The following is a 16,894-nucleotide window of genomic DNA, read 5'->3' as shown; positions in this document are numbered from 1 at the left end:
GCCATTTTTTTGTTGATAAAATCAATGCTTCTTACCAAATAGCTTCTTTGCCATAATCACCACAGCAAGGATAATCAGACCTGCAATCAGGCCGACAGTGCCATTATAGGCAGTCTCAGCCAGTCCACCGACAATGCCTGATAACGCAGCCAAATCCTGTGCCTGATGATGTAGCATATCGATGCCATGCACCAAGATACCACCACCGACCAAGAACATCGCAAGCGTACCGGCAAATGATAAAAACTTCATCAGCTTCGGTGCAAAAGCAAGCAGTGCACGACCCATCGCCTGTGATGATGAGCTAGGCTTGTTCAGTAGGTGCACACCCATATCATCAAGTTTGACAATCAGACCCACCAAGCCATACACACCAACAGTCATCAAGATAGCAATCGCTGTCAGTGCTGCCGCTTTGGTTGCTAGTGTCGCTGCGGTCATCACGCCCAGTGAGATGACCACGATCTCAGCAGATAAGATAAAGTCCGTACGAATCGCACCACGGATTTTGTCTTTTTCTAGAGCGACCAAATCCACCTGCTCATCAGCATTGGCGACTAGGCGGTCATGATGTGCGGCATCATCGTCAAGCTCATGCGGCAACAGGTTTGGGGCAAATTTATGCACGACTTTTTCGGCACCTTCATAGCACAAGAACGCACCGCCGAGCATCAATAGGGGTGTAATCAGCCAAGCTGCCACTGCACTGATGAGTAGGGCAGCTGGTACTAGGATGACTTTATTAATGAACGAGCCTTTGGCAACTGCCCACACTACCGACAGCTCACGATCGGCACGCACGCCAGTCACCTGCTGAGCGTTCAGTGCCAAATCATCACCCAGTACGCCTGCAGTCTTTTTTGCTGCCATTTTTGTCATTACTGAGACATCATCAAGAATCGTTGCGATGTCATCGAGTAGCATCAGTAGGCTACCACCTGCCATATTTTCACCTTAATTTAGAGTATTATTTTAACTGGTTTGTCATGCGTTGTTTTTTACATTTGTTTGGTATGGCAAATACAAAATAAGCCAAGCGCATGACGATTGGCTTATTATAATCAAGCTTTGGCAAATGATGTGTAGTAAATTGTATAAAATTGGCACAAATACCAGTTTATATCATCGCAGGTCAAGGCTTTTTGGCGACCATCACTGCACGTACAGGGCGTGGATAGCCTTCGATGGTTTTGCTGTCATCATCAGGATCTAAAAAGTCTGATAGTGAATGATAAGTCATCCAGTCAGTCGCACGCTGCTCATCGCTTGTGGTGGTGCTGATATCGACGCAGTGGACATCGACAAAGCCTGCTTTTTCTAGCCAAAGTGTCAGTGCCGCCACCGATGGCAAAAAATACACATTATTCATCATTGCATAGCGATCTTTTGGTACGAGTACGGTATTTTCATCACCTTCTACGACCAGAGTTTCAAGCACCAGCTCACCACCTTTTAGCAGTTGATTTTTTAATTGTAATAAACAATCAAACGGCGAAGCACGGTGATACAGCACGCCCATACAAAAGACGGTATGAAACAATCCGCCATTTGGCAATTCTTCTAAACCTACAGGAATAAAGTGAATCGGTGATTGGTTATAGCGGTTCGTCATCTCACCCAAAAAATGCCGTATCGCCATAAACTGATGATAAAACAAGCAAGATGGGTCAATCACCACCACGCTACTGGCGCCCGCGCCAATCATACGAAAGCCGTGATAACCCGAGCCGCCGCCGACATCGAGTACGCGTTTACCACTAAGATCGCTGATGTGTGGCAAGACACGATCCCATTTGTGATCGCTACGCCATTCGGTATCGATATGGATTTGATGAGTCCCATCACCGATGATAAAGCCGCCTTTTCGCCATGGCATCAGGTTTCTCAGCAGTGCTTCGGCTTTGCGATAGTCACTGTGAGTCAGGCTGACATGAGCAGTGACACAGCTGGCATCAAGATCAATATGCGTTGGTGATACTTCAGGCAGTTTGTTAATTACTGATTCATAATACGGTACGTGTGCATATCGCTCTTTATTTTTGATACTGCCAAGCCAATCAGGTAGGCGTTTGAGCCATTCATACGCCACAGGATGATGCTGAGCTAGGTCAAACAAGGTGTCAAATAAGGCTTTTTCGGTACGGGCAATGGTGTTCATCATACTAAAAATCGCTATTTAAACGCCACAATCGACGCAAAATTCAAAAACATAAACCAAGTCAAACGACGCTCAAATCCTGCTTGCTGCAGCCTATGATGATGCAGCTCAAGCGTGTCGGTGATGAGTACATTCTCAAGTGCATTTCTTTTGCCACTGATTTCCATCTCGCTGTAGCCATTGGCTCGCTTAAAATCATAATAGCGTTCGACTCGCCATGCATCATCTTGTTCATCGCTTAGGTGTGTTTTTTCGGTGAGAATCAAAATACCGCCATCAGCCAGTGCATCGTGGCATTTTTGTAGTAGGGCTAGGCGGGCATCAGGATTGAGAAATTGCAAGGTCAGATTGATAACAATCAAATCGCACGGCTCAAAGTCCATCTGCGTGATGTCGGCAAGCTCAAAGCGAATGTCATGATCAGGATAATGCTCACCGACGACGCTTTTGGCACGATCAATCATCGGCTTTGAGATGTCGATGGCGTGGATTTCAAGCTCATCAGGGCGAAATTTATCCGCCAAAGCAAAACTCACCGCCCCAAGCGATGTACCAAGATCATAGACACGACTGACTTTTTTGCCATCATGCGTATTTTGGCGAAATAGGCAATGACGGCGAGCCAAAATCGGCAGCATGGCAAGCATCTGCCCATAGCCTGGGACGCTGCGGCGAATCATATCAGGAAAACACGCCACCACTTCTTCATCGAAGCTAAAGCGGGCTGATTTGTCCAGTGGCGTGGTAAATAAGGTGTCGTGCTTGGTATTTGGCATAGGCTTATGATAGACTGGTAAAAATGACTTATTATAGCATTGATTTATCAATTTGAAATTAAGGATGTGGTGATGATTCGATCAATCTTGTTGGGCGGTGGCTGTTTTTGGTGTACTGAGTCGGTGTTTGGTGCACTAAAAGGCGTGCAAGGTGTCGTCAGTGGCTATGCAGGTGGCAGTGCCGATACCGCCAATTATCAAGCGGTCTGTACAGGTACGACAGGTCATGTTGAAGTCGTGCAGGTGGTGTATGATGATCAAGTGATTGATTTATCGCAGATTTTGGCAGTGTTTTTTGCCACCCATGACCCGACAACGCCGAACCGCCAAGGTAATGACATCGGCACACAATATGCATCGGTGATATTTTATGATAACCAAGCTGATCAAGTTATCGCTGAGCAACTCATAAATGAACTTATCAAAGACGGTATTCCGGTCGTGACTCGCCTTGAGATGGCACCGCAGTTTTATCCAGCAGAAAGCTATCACCAAAATTATTTTGCCAATAACCCTACTCAGCCGTATTGTAACTTTGCCATTCCACCAAAATTGGCAAAACTGCGTGAAAAATTCACCGATTTATTAAAGTGATATTCCGTTTATAAATACTAACAAAACATACTGGATTGTGCGATAATCAATCCAGTATGTTTGCTTTGCCAGTTTACTCTGGCAGTTTAACTTCCATATCAGGTACGATAGCGGACGGCTTGAATATAACTCGGTAAAAATAACTATCAGCCTGATTGGGCTCAATTTGTTCGACAAATGCTGTCACATTGTCAGATAGCACTAATGTATGTCTTTTAAATGCTTTTTCACCTGTCTTGCAAATGACATTAAAAGCAGTTTTGCTATCATTCAAATCAAATGAGCATCTGCCTTCAATCTCAAGGATGTAGTTATCCGTGATGCCATTATAAAACACAATACGGCGATTAACTTCAAAATTATCCGCTGATTTTCGTGTATTGTAACTAGCAATGTTGGCATCGCTACAGCTGATTATCGCAGTCATCATCATGGCGAGGGCAGAAATTTTGAATAATGTATGTTTCATATTAATTGGTACCTTTGCTCCTATTAATCCAAAAACACCGCAAATTCATCGACAGGCACTCGTGGCGTGATAAAGGTATTGACGATGTCTGATTCATCAGCATAGCCAAGTGCGACGGTACAAACCAGCTCTTCATCATCGCCTGCACCGATCGTCTCAAGCACCACAGGGTGGAAGTGGTTGAATGCAGCTTGCGGGCAAGTGTCAAGCCCACGAGCCTTGGCGGCGATCATCACATTTTGGATCATCATGGCGATGTCCATTTTTGAGCCGATGCCCATCACTTTATTGACGGTGAAAAACAGACCAACAGGCGCATCAAATAGCTTGAAGTTGCGATCGTGCTGTGCTGCCATTTTTTCTTTATCGCCTTTTTGGATGCCCAAAAGTCCGTACAGTCCCCAACCATTTTCACGGCGACGATCGATGAATGGCGAGATCCATTCGGTCGGATAGTAGGGGAAAGTTTCTTGGAATTTGTCCGCAAGACTTGGATCGGTGGCGATGGCTTGTTTGGCAGCAAAGATATTGTCAATCAGCTGGGCTCGCTTGTCGCCTGTCACCACATAGACTTTCCACGGCTGTGTATTCGTGCCTGATGGTGCGCGGCTTGCCACGGTGAGAATATCTTTGATGGTCTGTGTATCGACAGGCGTATCCAAAAATGCCCGTACTGAGTGGCGAGCGGTGATCACGCTATCTACGATAGCAGTTTGGTCTTGGGTAGTCATGGGCAAGTCCTTGTTTGTTGTGTGGTGGTTTTTTTGCTAAGGTTTTTTAAGATTATGCCAAAGCACTGTTACCTTGTCAAACTGTCGTAATTCTAGCATTGGCACAGCGGTGTATCTTGTTTGGCGTTTGCTCGGCTTAAGTTACGCATTTGTTGCATGATGGTTGATATTGTCGGATTTTAGCAAGTTTATTTTGAAATCATGGGCAAAATTGGGTAAGCTTAGGCTATTTGCAATTTTCATTATGGTTCTAAGGATTTTTTTATGAAAAAAACACTTTCAGTCCTATCATTGGCAGTGAGCGGTTTGGCACTGAGCCAAGCGGCGATGGCAAATGATTTGCCAAACCTAAGTAACAGCGAATTTCAACAATGCCTTGATGGCCTAAAAAACAGCAGTGCGTTTCGTGGTGTCTCAAGCCAAACCTTTGAAACCTATCGCCCAAGTCAGCCTGACCCGACGGTAATTCGCTCGCTCAATTATCAACCTGAATTTAAAAAAGATGTTTGGGATTATCTGGCATCGCTCGTGGACAGTGAGCGTGTCGAAGATGGTATCCGTGCCAAGCATGAGCAGGCGGAAGTCCTGCGCCGCATTGAGAGCCGTTATGGTGTCAAGGCAGAGCACGTGCTTGGCGTATGGGGTGTGGAGAGTAATTTTGGTCAGACTTTGGGCAAGAAAAATCTGTTCGACAGCCTTGCGACTTTGTCTTGCTTTGACCGTCGTCAGAGCTATTTTCGTGGTGAATTTGCCAATGCCCTAAAAATCGTCCAAAATGGCGACATCCGCCCACAAGACATGACAGGCTCATGGGCAGGTGCGTTCGGTCAGACGCAGTTCATGCCGAGCACTTTCTTAGAGTTGGCGGTGGATTTTGATGGCGATGGCCGCAAAGATTTGGTTAATTCAAAAGCCGATGCGCTAGCGAGTACCGCCAATTTCCTAGCCAAGCGTGGTTATCGCAGTGGCGAGCCTTGGGGTTATGAAGTGAAGCTGAATGGCTATGATGGCTCAAGTGGTCGCCGTGACAAAAAATCCATCAGCCATTGGCAAAATATGGGTCTAACCCTGCCTGATGGTCGCCCATTGCCAAATACTATGGCATCGGCAGGCTTGCTACTACCAGCAGGCAAAAACGGCCCTGCGTTCTTGGTGGGTAAGAACTTTGATGCGTTTTATGCCTATAATGCGTCAGAGAGCTACGCACTTGCCATCGCGCACCTGTCAGATCTGGTCACGAGCGAAAACACCAATACCAATTTTGCTACACCTTGGCCAACAGATGATCCGGGTATCGGTCGCCGTGAGTCCAAAGAGATTCAGCAAGCGCTACTTGATGCCGGCTACGACATCGGTGCGGTCGATGGCATCATCGGGGATAATACCCGCCGTGCGATCATGGATTATCAGCGTAAAGTTGGCGTGACACCAGATGGCCGAGCGGGTCAGAAGTTCCATCGTTTGATTACAACACAAAGCGGTGCGGTACAGCCTGTGTCAGCACCACAAGTAGCACCGCAAGCACCCAGTAGCATCCAAGCTGCACCAGTGGTTCAGCCACGCCAAGCGGTATCTAGCACAGGCACTGTCTATCGCCGAGTAGTCAATGCCGATGGCTCAACATCGCTTGTACCGGTTAAATAATCATCATCCATACAAAAAGCTCAAAGTATCGCACTTTGAGCTTTTTTGTTTGGATGATGATAAATAAAGGCTTGATAATTACTCTTCTTCTTTATCATCATCCCACTTGGCGTAGGTCTTGGATGGGTCGATGCCTTGGCTTTTTAGGTAGGCGACTTGCTCTTCAAGCGTGCGTTTCTTTTCGGCTTGGTGCATGGTGTCGCTTAGGTCATCTAGCTTGTCGATTTGGGTTTTGATGGTGTCTGTCATGGTATCTCCTTGATGTTGTTGTAAAAATTAGCGTTTTTGTTCGACGATCAGCGAGTCAATGCCATTGTTGCTTAGGCGTATACTGGCTTGGCTAGCTTCTTCGCGGCTTTTCATTGGAGTTGAGACCACTTGATAAAAATGCGTGCCATTGCTGCTGTCTGTGCGCTTGACCACCACCGCATCGACGCCCGCCATCAAGACTTCCGCGCGCTTGACATCGGCTTCATCAGCGGTAGTGTAGCTGCGGATTTGTAGGATGTAGGTCGTGCCACTGACGGCTTCATCGCCTTTGGTATCGGTCGTGTCATCACTGTCATAAGTGCTATCTTCTTCGGTGACGGCAATGGTGTCATCACTTGATGCATCATCGCTGGCAGCTTGTGCGGATTTGGCGACAGGCTTAGCCGCGACGACGGCATCAGGGCTTAGGGTGTCGGTTGGGGCAGTTGGCGTGTCTTGGGTACTGACACCTTGTGGAATGCTGCGAAAATCCTGCTCGGGCAAGACTTCATAAAACTCATACTCAATCGGCGCGGTTGGATCTTGGATCGGCTCAACTTGCTCTTCGGCTTGCGGTGCTTGCTGCGCGCGGAAGCTGTCAAACAGCGGCGAAAAATAAGCAAACACGCCAAGCGCAATCACGATGGCAAGACAAACCACTGTCATGGTCAGACTCAGCAGTCCGCAGCCGCTTTTGTCATCTTTATAGACGGCTGAAGGTTTGACAGGGCGACTCGCCATCACAACTCCTTAATGAGTGAATTTAGTGAGTGAAAAAAGTGAAAAATTAAATTGGTTGAAATTCAACTACCTATAACTATTATAACAAATTATTAGCATAAATGTATTGCTTGCTTTTAAATCTTATGTTGCATTTTGTGTTAGAAATTTTAATGAAGCTGCCAACACACCGCCGCAACCGACACAATTTGTGCTATAATAAAGCGCTTTAAAGATTGGGGATGATTGCCATGTTAGCCACTGTATTGATGGTCTCGGCTGAGACGATTACCGATTTGGGGTTGTATATCCTATTGCCTATTTTTATTGGCTTTTTATTTTTTATCATGTGGGATATTTCTAAGAAGTCAAATGCAGGCAAGCAAGGCACATTTTGGATTTTTGTGGCGTTAGGGATGGGCTTTTTTGGCTTTCTTGCCAAATTGGTGATCGAATTTGTGCTTGAGCATTGGGTGCTGTGATATTTGGTGCAGTCAGTGCAAAATCTTGCGCGCTACAATTATTTGCTGATTAATAAACCATAAAACCGCTCAACTTTTAAATAAGTGAGCGGTTTTATGCTATATAACTTTAAGAAAAATTATTTTTTCTCTTCAGTTGCCGCAGCATCAGCTGGGGCTGCAGCTGCATCCGTAGCAGGTGCGGCAGCAGCGTCGGTCGCTTGAGCGTCGGCAGCTGGTGCAGCGGCGGTATCAGTTGCGGCAGCGTCGGCAGCAGGTGCAGGCGCTGAGCCATCAGCAGGGAAGCCGAATTTTGGCTGACCTTCATCGTCAAATTTCATCGGCTCAGCTTTTGGTGCTTTTTCTAAAGCTGCAGCTTGCGCTTCTTCGACTTTATCCACCGCATAAGTGTGTTCTTCTTTTTTGCCACAGGCGCTCAACACAGCAGCGGCAGCTAGGGTTACAACCAGAACTTGGGCTTTCATAGTCTCTCCAAATGTTTGTACAAAATCCTGCAGACAAGCAGTAAAACTTCTGTGACTATTATGCCATATTTTTGCCATAAATAAATGCTTGATGGATTATTTGTGTTAAATTTTCTTGAAAAATCACGGCGATGGCGGATTTTTTCGCCAAATTTAATAAAATTGTTGAACGATGGGTGGGATTTTGCTATAATCTGCGACTAATTTTGTGCAATCGCACACATCATAAGCAGTGGTTGCTGATGATGCATTCCAGTTTGAGCTGATGTCCATCGTCCAAGACCGATGGGCTATATAATACAAATACAGCCAAGCTGATGCCACCGTCTTGAAAGTAGGAGAGTATCATGCCTTCAGTTAAGGTAAAAGAGAACGAACCAGTAGATATCGCGATCCGTCGCTTTAAGCGTGCTTGCGAAAAAGCAGGCGTCCTAGCTGATGTTCGTAAAAAAGAATTTTTCGAAAAGCCAACCCAAGAGCGTAAGCGTAAAAAAGCTGCTGCGGTTAAGCGTTACAAGAAAAAAGTATATCGTGAGCAAGTTCGCACTACTCGCAAGTACTAATTTGTAGCTTGGCTACCAAAAAAAGACTCCGTTTGGGGTCTTTTTTATTGTGCGGATTTTGGTATGGGCAGATAAACGGGTGGATAAATTGGCTGAGAAATCATCCTAAAGCAGCAGGGATTTATCTTAAAGTTGGCTTAATATTGCTTGATTGTTGCTAAAAAGGGCGTATAATGGCTAATTATATCCGCATAAATTTTAAGGATTTATCATGAAAACTGTACACGCCGCACTTATCGCTATGATCGCTGCAGGCTTAAGCCTAACCGCCTGCGGTGAAGAGAAAAAAGCCGAACCTGCCAAGGCAGAACCTGCAAAAACTGCACCTGCCGAGCCTGCACAAGCCGAACCTGTCAAGGCTGAGACCCAAACAGATGTCCAAGCCGACGCAGCAAAGCCAGAGCAAGCAGCTGAGCAAACTGCCAATACCACAGAACAAAAAACTACCGACGCCACTGATGCCGCTGCTAAGACTGAAATGGTTAAGCCGGCATCACTTGCTGTGGGGCAAAAACGCTATGAAACAACTTGTAAGATGTGCCACGACGCAGGTCTGTTAGACGCACCGAAGCTGAGCGATAAAGCAGGCTGGGCGAAGCGTGCCGAGCAAGGCGTTGAGACTTTGTACAAGCATTCTGCCCAAGGCTATAACAAAATGCCTGCGCAAGTCATCGGTGATGTGACCGAAGCGGAAGTCTATGCTGCGGTAGATTATATGCTATCACAGGCTAAATAATCAAAACTTGTAAGATAAATATAAAACCCCTTGTGCTAGATTGGCGCAAGGGGTTTTGTAAAATAAGAAGTTTGGCTAGATTTACGCCAAACCCAGTGCTGATACTGCAAGCCAGCCGCTATAAGCCACAAAGCACAGCAGTAAAAATGCCCCTGAGATGCGACCGATTTGTCCATCTTTTCGTAAGGCAAAAGCACACATCACAAACAGCACTAGCGTGATGATACACATCACCACCGTGTCACGGCTTAGCACTTCAGGATTGACTGTCATCGGTGCGATGAGTGCCGCCAGACCAACGACGCCTGTGGTGTTAAATAGGTTTGAGCCCAGTACATTACCGAGTGCCAATTCATATTCACCGCGGCGCGCTGCGATGATCGATGAGACAAGCTCAGGCAGACTTGTGCCGACGGCGACGATGGTCAGACCGATGATCAAATCGGATAAGCCCCACAGCTTGGCAAGTTCTACCGCACCCCAGACGATCAGGCGTGAGCTGAGCACCAAGACGATAAGTCCTGCGATCAGCTTAAATAAAGACTTGGCGGTGCTGACTTGGGTAGAATCGGGCAGCTCTTGTGCGTCCAGTTCAAGCTCATACGCGTGCTCATCACTGGCAAGGATCGCGCTTTCGCTGGCAGCTTTGGCATGGCGTTTGGCATAGAGAATCTGCACGATGATATTGGCCGCTAAGACCGCGATTAAGATTGCGCCATCGAGTCGATCGATGTGCCCATCCATCAGTAGAATCACCGAGATGACAGTTGAGCTGATCAGCCATACGAAGTCGGTTTTCAGCACTTGTTTTTGGATGATGATCGGTGCGATCAAGGCGGTGATGCCAAGTACCAGCATGATATTGACGATGTTTGAGCCGTAGGCGTTACCCAGTGCAAGCCCTGGACTGCCTGCAATCGCCGATAGGGCTGAGACGACAAGCTCTGGCGCGGATGTGCCGACACCGATGATCAGTGCGCCGATGAGCATTTTTGGCATATGATATTTGGTCGCCAGTGCCACCGCACCATCGATGAACACATCGGCGCTGTAGATCAAGATGACCAAACCTGCTGCGATTGCCAATAAAGATAGTAGCATAAATGATCCCAAGCTTGCTTTAGGCAGGCAACTTAAATCCATTGATCTGATTACGCGCGCGCTCCAGATCGCCTTTGATGATGTCTTGTAGCGCACTTACCGCGCATTCAATGGCACGGTCAATGCCGATGCGGTCATCAGGCGATGGTTTGCCAAGTACAAAATTACTCACCTGTGATGAATGTGCAGGGCGTCCGATACCGATACGCAAACGGTGAAAATCCTGCCCCAGATGCGGCACAATGTCTTTTAGACCATTGTGTCCGCCATGACCGCCGCCTGTTTTTAAGCGGATTTGTCCAGCGGCGATGTCCAGCTCATCATGTGCAACAAGCAGCTCATCGGCATTGACATTATAAAACTTTGCCAATGGCGCGACTGCTTGTCCTGAGCGATTCATAAAAGTCTCAGGCAAGAGCAGTCGCACATCTTGCCCATAGATCGTACCGCGACCGACTTGACCGTGAAATTTTTTATCAAAGTTCAGGCTAATGCCAAATTTTTGGGCAAGGGTCTCAACGAACCAAAAGCCAGCATTGTGGCGCGTGTCGGCATATTGCGCACCTGGATTGCCCAGACCTACAATTAACTTAATCGTCATAATAATATAGTCTTGAAATGATCAACAAACAAAAAACCAGTAAGCACGCCTACTGGTTTTGTCATCCGTCGCACGAATTAAGCGCGTTGGAAGTCCACATGTAGTGGGAAGCCTTTCGCTGGATGGCGTTGTAGGGCTTTGATGACAACATTGTGTGCAGCACCATCAACAGTGATGGTAGTTACGCTTGAGAAAAACGCTTCGCTTTCTAGCGCTTTTACCAATTCGTTATTTTTTACGCAGATTGCCACAGGCTCAGCGTCACCGCCGTAGATGATGGCTGGGATTAGGTTTTCTTTACGCAGGCGGCGGCTCGCACCTTTGCCCTGCTGGTCTGCTGCACGCGCAACACCGTTTAGAGTAAATTGGCTCATGATAGATCCTTAATTTTAAATAACTTTTGACGAACTTGCGACCAGTCCGTCCACATTCGCCGCGATGAAAAATTCATCCATCGGCATTTGTCATGTGACAAATTAGCCAACTATTATACACAATCTTTGGTAAAATCTCAAAATAAAATTGTTCATCTTGATGAAAAATTGTGCCAAATTTCCATCCAAAAAGCGAATTTAACAGCGAAAATGGCGAAAAAGTTGCAGAATTGTTGCTAATTTTCGCATGAATTGAGATTGGTTACAAATAAAAATTTGATCAAAATCAATAATATATATATAAGTTTGCTACAGTTATCTTGCACAAAAATAATAAAAATTGGTTTTATGATATAATACTGTTGCTTATGTGTGAATTTGTTGATGAGTAAAAAATTCATCATGACCACTTTTGTATAAAATTATGTTATTGTTGTGGTGAAAACCACAGGTGATAAGGAGTGTGCCATATGCAAACTGTGGCTACGGGCGTTTGGATTTCGCTCGCTATTTATTTTATTGCGATGCTTGCCATCGGTGTTTATGCGTATTTTAAACAAAAAAACGATGTCGAAGGCTATATGCTGGGCGGTCGTGATCTTGGCCCTGCAGTGGCGGCATTGTCAGCGGGTGCATCGGATATGTCAGGCTGGCTACTGCTTGGTCTGCCGGGTTATATGTATGCATCAGGCGTGGTGAGTATTTGGATTGCGCTAGGCTTGACCATTGGTGCATTTGCCAACTATCTATTGGTCGCGCCGCGTCTGCGTGTCTATACGGAAGTGGCGGATAATGCCATCACTTTGCCCGACTATTTTGCTAACCGTTTCCAAGACAAATCGCATCTATTGCGCATCGTCTCGGCGGTGGTTGTCATCGTGTTCTTCACTGTCTATACTGCAGCAAGTCTTGTGGCAGGCGGTAAGCTGTTCGAAAGCTCGCTGGGTCTATCATATAGCCTAGGTCTATGGGTGACAGCTGGTGTGGTTGTGGCTTATACGCTGTTTGGTGGTTTCTTGGCGGTGTCATTGACCGACTTTGTCCAAGGTGTCATCATGTTGATCGCCATGCTACTGGTGCCGATTGTGGCGTTTACCGAAATCGGCAGCGTCTCAGAAGGTTTGGCTATTGCCCAGCAGGCTAATGCTGAAGTGTTTAACTGGATGAACGGCGTCACCGCGATGGGTGTGATCTCACTCATGGCGTGGGGCTTTGGTTATTTCGGTCAGCCGCACATCATTGTGCGCTTTATGGCGATTCGTTCGGTCAAAGATGTGCCAGTGGCAACTGCCATCGGTATGGGCTGGATGATTCTAAGCCTAATCGGTGCATTGATGGTTGGTCTAGCCGGTATCGCTTATATTGCTAAGACTGGTCAAAAACTGGATGACCCTGAGACCATCTTCCTAGTATTCTCGCAGGTTCTATTCCATCCGCTGATTTCAGGTTTCCTATTGGCAGCGATTTTGGCAGCGATCATGAGTACCATCTCATCACAGCTACTGGTGGTATCAAGCTCATTGACACGCGATGTGTACAAGCTATTCCTTGATAAAGAAGCATCAGAAGCGCGCCAAGTTTTGGTGGGTCGTATCTCTGTTGTGGTGGTTGCACTGGTGGCGATCTTCTTGGCAGGCGACAGCAACAGCTCGGTACTAAAACTGGTATCGCACGCTTGGGCAGGCTTTGGCGCGGCATTTGGTCCGCTGGTTATCCTAAGCCTAATGTGGAAACGCATGAACCGCAATGGTGCATTGGCAGGTATGATTGTCGGTGCTTTGACGGTGATTGTGTGGGTGTATGGCGGCTTTGAGATTGGCGGTCAGCCAGCCAATGATGCGATTTACTCAATCCTACCAGGCTTTGCGCTAAGCTTCATCACCACCATCGTGGTAAGCCTAGCAACTGCTGCACCAGAAGCGAAAATCGTCGCACAATTTGAAGAAATGGAAAAAGGTCTAAAAGGCTGATAAGTTTCTGTCAAATCATAAAAGCACCGCCAAGTGAGTCATTTGGCGGTGCTTTTTTTTGTACGAAATTTCCTACAACCATTGACGCATTTTGCGTATTTTCTTTATACCAAAATTATCGCATAATACACACATAGCAAAGGAGAACCCTGATGGAGCAGGGCAAGGATGAAGTGCTATTCAAGGAAGGTTGGTAAGGATACGGATTTTACGGTTGGTAAAATCATGGAAAAACAACGGACAATGTCAGTGATGGCATTGTCCGTTGTTTTTTTGTGATTACACCAAGTGGAATGAAAAATTGCTACATTTTCCATTCGTAGTGAGCTTGTCGAACCACAGCGGAAAAATCATTCATCCTTCGACGGGCTCAGGACGAACGGTTTTTGTATTATTTCATAAGTTTGTTTGGTGTATAAATAGATGATGATAAAAAACCCATCAAGCACGCAGCTGATGGGTTTTATTTTGATCAATGTTTATACATCGTATTCAAACATAGCGCTGATCGATTCTTCGTTGTTGATACGGCGAAGTGCTTCAGCGATCATCGATGCGATGCTGACTTGGCGGATGTTGCCACAGGCTTTGGCAGCTTCTGATAGTGGGATGGTGTCGGTGACAACCAGCTCATCTAGGGCAGAGTTTTTGATAGTTTCAATTGCCTTGCCTGACAGTACAGGGTGGGTGATGTAGCCTACCACACGGCGTGCGCCATTGTCTTTTAGAGCTTGCGCAGCTTTGCACAGTGTACCTGCGGTATCGACGATGTCATCGACGATCACACAGTCACGACCAGAGACATCACCGATGATGTGCATGACTTGTGATTCGTTGGCACGAGCACGGCGTTTGTCAATGATTGCTAGGTCGGCATCGCCCAGTAGTTTTGCCATAGCGCGAGCGCGTACCACACCGCCGACATCAGGCGAGACAACCATTAGGTTATCGTAGTTTTGTTGCTTTAGGTCTTTTAATAGCACTGGCGTACCGTATAGGTTGTCCACAGGCACATCAAAGAAGCCTTGGATTTGGTCAGAGTGCAGATCCACCATCATTACGCGGTCGATACCTGCGATCGATAGCATATCCGCGACGACTTTTGCTGAGATTGGCACACGCGCCGAACGCGGACGACGGTCTTGGCGTGCATAGCCAAAATAAGGAATTACTGCAGTGATACGGCCTGCGCTTGAGCGGCGTAGTGCATCTGCAAGCAAGATGACTTCCATCAGGTTGTCATTGGTAGGTGCACAGGTTGGCTGTAGGATGAAAACATCTTTACCGCGCACATTTTCTTTGATTTCGACAGCGATTTCACCATCAGAAAAGCGAGTGATGTCCGCACGACCCAAAGGAATGTGCAGATTGTCAGCGACGGTTTGGGCAAGTTCTGGGTTGGCACTACCAGAGAAGACAGCCATATATGACATGGTAAAAATCCTATAAAAGCAAATCAAAAAAGGGCGTTGGGCGTATAAAGCCATTTAAGGGCATATTTTAGCACTTTTGGGGGCAGATTTGCAGGGGGGGCGGCAAGTTTTTTGTAAACCTTGATTGGCTTGGCTTGCGTGGGGAAAATTTGGCAATAAAAAATCAAGCCGACCATTACTGATCGGCTTGATTGGATTTGGCAGAGGTAGCTGGACTCGAACCAACGAATGTCAGGATCAAAACCTGATGCCTTACCAACTTGGCGATACCCCTAGATGCAAATTTTTTAAAAGATTTGCAAACTTTGTTTCAAAGTAAACAAAGGAGGAAATTTACTTTGAAGAAATTGGCAGAGGTAGCTGGACTCGAACCAACGAATGTCAGGATCAAAACCTGATGCCTTACCAACTTGGCGATACCCCTGTATAGGCGACAAATTATACAGTAAAATTTTTAGATTGCAAGCATTTTTCTAAGAAAATTCTGCAAATTTTTATAAGATATTGATTTATAAAAATATTTTGTCATTTTCCCTATGAATCAGCCTTTATCCAAGGCAAGATCACCATCTTTAATCCAGCCCTTAACACGCATAAATCTTGTAAAAATCCAAGTCAAAATCGCAGGCAGAACAAGGTGAAACGCGACAATCAAGCCCCATACTGATAAGCTTGTCCCCATCGCATCCAGCGTGCCTATTTGTCCGACCAGACCGCTTGTCCCCATGCCCGCGCCTGATGGGATATTGGTCATGCCAAATATGGCGGTGGCAAATGGCGCAAGAATCGCACCTGTCAGCGTCGGCGGCAGCCAAAGTTTGGGATTTTTTAGGATGTTGGGCATCTGAATCATACTGGTGCCAAGTCCGCAAGCAAGCGCGCCGCCCGTGCCGTTATCGCGATAGCTCATCACCGCAAAGCCGATCATCTGTGCAGCACAGCCGACTGTCGCTGCCCCTGCCGCAAGTCCGCCCAAGCCTAAACTAATGGCAATTGCCGCACTTGAGATGGGTAGGGTTAAAATCACCCCCATCGCCACCGCGACGACGATGCTCATGACGATCGGTGATAGCTCCACTGCCCACATGATGATCTCGCCCAAGGTTGTCATCATCTGCGCGATCGCAGGGCTGATAAAGCCTGCCACCGCCATGCCGACCACCAGCGTAGTCATCGGCGTGATGATGATGTCAAGCGGCGTGGTGCGATGGACGAATTTGCCGCATTCAGCACCGATCAATGCCGCGATGAACGCACCCACTGGCCCACCCAACGCCGCCCCTGCAAAGCCTGTGATAATACTGGTAAATAGTATCAATGGCGGTGATTTGAGCGCGTATGCGACCCCTGCACCGATCGCTGCGCCCATCATACTTTGGGCTTGTGTGCCGATGTCGATCAGCCAAGGCAAATCTGTCCATGTGCCGATATTTTTGATGATTAAACCCAAGATTAGTGATGAAAACAGCCCCAATGCCATGAAATTGAGCGCATCGATGCCGTATCGTTGCCATGAGATGACGATATTTTGGCGTTGTAGGTGGGCTTTTAGCGAGAAGTTGGACATGGCTCATCCTTGGAAGTGTACAAAATTCGAGCAATTATAAGAGTTTTCCAAATAATTAGCAAATTTAAATTTTGATTATACAAATTTGTGGTAATAAAGTGGGTGAATTGGGTGTATTTGTTTTAATTTACTGATGATTTTGGCTGATGGAATTTATTGGTAGATCAAAGCAAAATTATCTTTTAAAATCATCAGATTGTCAGTATTTTCAGCTTTTTATTCACATTTAAAACAACCATAAAAAAGCACAAACCACCAACGA

Annotated in this window: 18 protein-coding genes, 2 tRNA genes and 1 pseudogene; 6 read left to right on the top strand and 15 right to left on the bottom strand. The window is 46.5% G+C overall.

Translation table 11 applies throughout. The annotated features are described in order from the left end of the window. Nucleotides 1–21 precede the first annotated feature (21 nt). From NKU06_RS02800 to cmoA, 3 genes are all read right to left on the bottom strand, one after another. Nucleotides 22–945 carry a DUF808 domain-containing protein gene (locus NKU06_RS02800; RefSeq protein ID WP_254728605.1) on the bottom strand — a complete coding sequence of 308 codons (924 nt, stop codon included), beginning with the start codon at nucleotides 943–945 and terminating at the stop codon, nucleotides 22–24. 187 nt (nucleotides 946–1,132) lie between these two features. After that, on the bottom strand, nucleotides 1,133–2,158 hold the full coding sequence (gene cmoB / locus NKU06_RS02795; RefSeq protein WP_254732116.1) for a tRNA 5-methoxyuridine(34)/uridine 5-oxyacetic acid(34) synthase CmoB: 1,026 nt from the start codon (nucleotides 2,156–2,158) through the stop codon (nucleotides 1,133–1,135). A 14-nt stretch (nucleotides 2,159–2,172) separates the two neighbouring features. Further along, the gene (cmoA, locus tag NKU06_RS02790) at nucleotides 2,173–2,934 is read right to left on the bottom strand and encodes a carboxy-S-adenosyl-L-methionine synthase CmoA (RefSeq protein WP_254728603.1); all 762 of its coding nucleotides are present in this window, start codon (nucleotides 2,932–2,934) and stop codon (nucleotides 2,173–2,175) included. Between the two features lie 75 nt (nucleotides 2,935–3,009). On the opposite strand from cmoA, the gene msrA reads away from it, so the two are divergent. After that, on the top strand, nucleotides 3,010–3,528 hold the full coding sequence (msrA, locus tag NKU06_RS02785; RefSeq protein WP_254732114.1) for a peptide-methionine (S)-S-oxide reductase MsrA: 519 nt from the start codon (nucleotides 3,010–3,012) through the stop codon (nucleotides 3,526–3,528). 73 nt (nucleotides 3,529–3,601) lie between these two features. On the opposite strand, the gene NKU06_RS02780 is transcribed toward msrA, so the two are convergent. Next, entirely contained in the window at nucleotides 3,602–3,997 is a 396-nt protein-coding gene (locus NKU06_RS02780; protein ID WP_254728601.1) for a hypothetical protein, read from the bottom strand. 23 nt (nucleotides 3,998–4,020) lie between these two features. Beyond that, nucleotides 4,021–4,728: a nitroreductase gene (locus tag NKU06_RS02775; protein WP_254728599.1), complete on the bottom strand. Its 708-nt coding sequence runs from the start codon at nucleotides 4,726–4,728 to the stop codon at nucleotides 4,021–4,023. A 264-nt stretch (nucleotides 4,729–4,992) separates the two neighbouring features. Between NKU06_RS02775 and NKU06_RS02770 the strand changes: the two genes are divergently transcribed. Then, nucleotides 4,993–6,372, top strand: coding sequence for a lytic murein transglycosylase (locus NKU06_RS02770; RefSeq protein ID WP_254728597.1), 1,380 nt, complete (start codon nucleotides 4,993–4,995; stop codon nucleotides 6,370–6,372). Nucleotides 6,373–6,450: 78 nt separating this feature from the next. Here the strand turns inward: NKU06_RS02770 and NKU06_RS02765 are convergent, their stop codons facing one another. Then, nucleotides 6,451–6,621: a hypothetical protein gene (locus NKU06_RS02765; RefSeq protein ID WP_254728596.1), complete on the bottom strand. Its 171-nt coding sequence runs from the start codon at nucleotides 6,619–6,621 to the stop codon at nucleotides 6,451–6,453. Nucleotides 6,622–6,648: 27 nt separating this feature from the next. After that, on the bottom strand, nucleotides 6,649–7,362 hold the full coding sequence (locus NKU06_RS02760; protein ID WP_254728594.1) for an SPOR domain-containing protein: 714 nt from the start codon (nucleotides 7,360–7,362) through the stop codon (nucleotides 6,649–6,651). 230 nt (nucleotides 7,363–7,592) lie between these two features. On the opposite strand from NKU06_RS02760, the gene NKU06_RS02755 reads away from it, so the two are divergent. Continuing rightward, the gene (locus NKU06_RS02755; RefSeq protein WP_371923537.1) at nucleotides 7,593–7,823 is read left to right on the top strand and encodes a DUF2788 domain-containing protein; all 231 of its coding nucleotides are present in this window, start codon (nucleotides 7,593–7,595) and stop codon (nucleotides 7,821–7,823) included. Between the two features lie 119 nt (nucleotides 7,824–7,942). On the opposite strand, the gene NKU06_RS02750 is transcribed toward NKU06_RS02755, so the two are convergent. Continuing rightward, nucleotides 7,943–8,287, bottom strand: coding sequence for a hypothetical protein (locus NKU06_RS02750; RefSeq protein WP_253224266.1), 345 nt, complete (start codon nucleotides 8,285–8,287; stop codon nucleotides 7,943–7,945). A gap of 347 nt (nucleotides 8,288–8,634) precedes the next feature. Between NKU06_RS02750 and rpsU the strand changes: the two genes are divergently transcribed. Both rpsU and NKU06_RS02740 read left to right on the top strand, forming a co-directional pair. After that, nucleotides 8,635–8,850, top strand: a complete 216-nt coding sequence (rpsU, locus tag NKU06_RS02745; protein ID WP_078254635.1) for a 30S ribosomal protein S21 — start codon at nucleotides 8,635–8,637, stop codon at nucleotides 8,848–8,850. Between the two features lie 211 nt (nucleotides 8,851–9,061). After that, nucleotides 9,062–9,586, top strand: a complete 525-nt coding sequence (locus NKU06_RS02740) for a cytochrome c5 family protein (RefSeq protein ID WP_254728592.1) — start codon at nucleotides 9,062–9,064, stop codon at nucleotides 9,584–9,586. An 81-nt stretch (nucleotides 9,587–9,667) separates the two neighbouring features. Here NKU06_RS02740 and NKU06_RS02735 read toward each other — a convergent pair whose 3' ends face one another. The 3 genes and pseudogenes from NKU06_RS02735 to rplY all read right to left on the bottom strand — a co-directional run. After that, a complete protein-coding gene (locus tag NKU06_RS02735) occupies nucleotides 9,668–10,687 on the bottom strand; it encodes a calcium/sodium antiporter (RefSeq protein WP_254728590.1) in 1,020 nt (339 codons plus the stop codon). A gap of 19 nt (nucleotides 10,688–10,706) precedes the next feature. Further along, nucleotides 10,707–11,288 (bottom strand): aminoacyl-tRNA hydrolase, encoded by a 582-nt coding sequence (gene pth, locus NKU06_RS02730; RefSeq protein ID WP_254728588.1) that lies wholly within the window; start codon nucleotides 11,286–11,288, stop codon nucleotides 10,707–10,709. Nucleotides 11,289–11,371: 83 nt separating this feature from the next. Continuing rightward, nucleotides 11,372–11,662, bottom strand: a pseudogene (rplY, locus tag NKU06_RS02725) (50S ribosomal protein L25); the annotation flags it as partial. Between the two features lie 470 nt (nucleotides 11,663–12,132). On the opposite strand from rplY, the gene putP reads away from it, so the two are divergent. Continuing rightward, nucleotides 12,133–13,632: a sodium/proline symporter PutP gene (putP, locus tag NKU06_RS02720; RefSeq protein WP_254728586.1), complete on the top strand. Its 1,500-nt coding sequence runs from the start codon at nucleotides 12,133–12,135 to the stop codon at nucleotides 13,630–13,632. 479 nt (nucleotides 13,633–14,111) lie between these two features. Here the strand turns inward: putP and NKU06_RS02715 are convergent, their stop codons facing one another. The 4 genes from NKU06_RS02715 to NKU06_RS02700 all read right to left on the bottom strand — a co-directional run bounded on the left by NKU06_RS02715 (nucleotide 14,112) and on the right by NKU06_RS02700 (nucleotide 16,632). Then, on the bottom strand, nucleotides 14,112–15,065 hold the full coding sequence (locus NKU06_RS02715; RefSeq protein WP_254728583.1) for a ribose-phosphate pyrophosphokinase: 954 nt from the start codon (nucleotides 15,063–15,065) through the stop codon (nucleotides 14,112–14,114). Nucleotides 15,066–15,263: 198 nt separating this feature from the next. Further along, nucleotides 15,264–15,339 (bottom strand) — tRNA-Gln (locus NKU06_RS02710). 74 nt (nucleotides 15,340–15,413) lie between these two features. Next, nucleotides 15,414–15,489, bottom strand: a tRNA-Gln gene (locus NKU06_RS02705). A gap of 117 nt (nucleotides 15,490–15,606) precedes the next feature. Beyond that, nucleotides 15,607–16,632, bottom strand: coding sequence for a PTS transporter subunit IIC (locus NKU06_RS02700; RefSeq protein WP_254728581.1), 1,026 nt, complete (start codon nucleotides 16,630–16,632; stop codon nucleotides 15,607–15,609). Between the last annotated feature and the right edge of the window lie 262 nt (nucleotides 16,633–16,894).

The sequence above is a fragment of the Moraxella sp. FZLJ2109 genome (assembly GCF_024296965.1).
Classification (GTDB): Bacteria; Pseudomonadota; Gammaproteobacteria; order Pseudomonadales; family Moraxellaceae; genus Moraxella.
This window is presented reverse-complemented; position numbering and strand designations above follow the sequence as displayed.

Coding starts and splice junctions, on each gene's coding strand:
- NKU06_RS02800 (WP_254728605.1), bottom strand. CDS start 945: ATGGCAGGTGGTAGCCTACTGATGCTACTCGATGACATCGCAACGATT.
- cmoB (WP_254732116.1), bottom strand. CDS start 2,158: ATGAACACCATTGCCCGTACCGAAAAAGCCTTATTTGACACCTTGTTT.
- cmoA (WP_254728603.1), bottom strand. CDS start 2,934: ATGCCAAATACCAAGCACGACACCTTATTTACCACGCCACTGGACAAA.
- NKU06_RS02780 (WP_254728601.1), bottom strand. CDS start 3,997: ATGAAACATACATTATTCAAAATTTCTGCCCTCGCCATGATGATGACT.
- NKU06_RS02775 (WP_254728599.1), bottom strand. CDS start 4,728: ATGACTACCCAAGACCAAACTGCTATCGTAGATAGCGTGATCACCGCT.
- NKU06_RS02770 (WP_254728597.1), top strand. CDS start 4,993: ATGAAAAAAACACTTTCAGTCCTATCATTGGCAGTGAGCGGTTTGGCA.
- NKU06_RS02765 (WP_254728596.1), bottom strand. CDS start 6,621: ATGACAGACACCATCAAAACCCAAATCGACAAGCTAGATGACCTAAGC.
- NKU06_RS02760 (WP_254728594.1), bottom strand. CDS start 7,362: ATGGCGAGTCGCCCTGTCAAACCTTCAGCCGTCTATAAAGATGACAAA.
- NKU06_RS02755 (WP_371923537.1), top strand. CDS start 7,593: ATGTTAGCCACTGTATTGATGGTCTCGGCTGAGACGATTACCGATTTG.
- NKU06_RS02750 (WP_253224266.1), bottom strand. CDS start 8,287: ATGAAAGCCCAAGTTCTGGTTGTAACCCTAGCTGCCGCTGCTGTGTTG.
- rpsU (WP_078254635.1), top strand. CDS start 8,635: ATGCCTTCAGTTAAGGTAAAAGAGAACGAACCAGTAGATATCGCGATC.
- NKU06_RS02740 (WP_254728592.1), top strand. CDS start 9,062: ATGAAAACTGTACACGCCGCACTTATCGCTATGATCGCTGCAGGCTTA.
- NKU06_RS02735 (WP_254728590.1), bottom strand. CDS start 10,687: ATGCTACTATCTTTATTGGCAATCGCAGCAGGTTTGGTCATCTTGATC.
- pth (WP_254728588.1), bottom strand. CDS start 11,288: ATGACGATTAAGTTAATTGTAGGTCTGGGCAATCCAGGTGCGCAATAT.
- putP (WP_254728586.1), top strand. CDS start 12,133: ATGCAAACTGTGGCTACGGGCGTTTGGATTTCGCTCGCTATTTATTTT.
- NKU06_RS02715 (WP_254728583.1), bottom strand. CDS start 15,065: ATGTCATATATGGCTGTCTTCTCTGGTAGTGCCAACCCAGAACTTGCC.
- NKU06_RS02700 (WP_254728581.1), bottom strand. CDS start 16,632: ATGTCCAACTTCTCGCTAAAAGCCCACCTACAACGCCAAAATATCGTC.